Genomic DNA, 950 nt, shown 5'->3' with positions numbered 1-950 from the left:
GACCGTTGTATCGGCTAAGATAAGCGCTTGTTCCGGGTCGATACCCAAAGCACTGCAACATCCTTCAAAATCGATCGAGCATGGTTCATCACCAACACCATGAAGAGAAAGCAGATAATTAGATAACTGAACTAGCGACACTAGTTCCTGATGCTCACCCTCGTAACTTGGAGATTGATGCATAGCAGCAACTTTAATACAGGACTCTGGCAAGCCCCAAAGCTTCAATAAAATAGCACCAAGGGAGCCATGCCCCAATGAGATAAACTCTTGAGCTGCGCCCATTCCAAATACTTGCTGTTCAATATCACGCATGGTTCTCTCTGGCTCAGCGACACGAAGCTTATTGAGCATGCGATACTCAGGCGGGAAGAGCTGCCCGATGAGCAGTAGACCAAAATTGTGGAGTAAACCAGACAAGTATGCCCCGTGCTCGTCTACACCCAAATCAGGGTTGACCATGACAGAGAGCGCTTGAGTTAACACAGCAGAATGCAAAGCATGACGCCATAATGCATTTAGCCCTAATGGACCATCGAGAGGTAAGGTAAAAGCACGAGCGGATGCAATGCCAAGGGAAAGTTTAGCGACGCGTTCAAAACCTAAGACAGCATTGATCGCCTCTTTCACATCAGTCAAATTGCCACGGTAATTGAACAATGCCGATCTTGCATAACGCATAATTTGCGCAGATAAACTTGGATCTTGCTCCACAAGCTGGGCCAATTCCTGAACACTAGAATTAGGATCAGACGTAATATGCATGACGCGCACAGCGGTTTCAGGCATCGGAGGCAGACGATAAAGTGTTGTTAGCTTTTTAGCCACATCATCAAGCGAGTAGCCTTTCTCGATATGAACTACTAGCTCTGGCGCGCTTAGACTTTCAGAAAAGTCGCCTTTATTGCATTGGTGAAATGCCGCTCGAATCGATAAGCGAGGCAAGTTTA

At 46.7% G+C, this 950-nt stretch carries 1 protein-coding gene; it reads right to left on the bottom strand.

Going from position 1 to position 950, the window contains the following annotated elements:
- The coding region (locus A3738_RS20965; protein WP_156504388.1) for an HDOD domain-containing protein at nucleotides 1-950 on the bottom strand (950 nt) is incomplete at both ends.

Source organism: Oleiphilus sp. HI0066, assembly GCF_001635725.1.
This window is presented reverse-complemented; position numbering and strand designations above follow the sequence as displayed.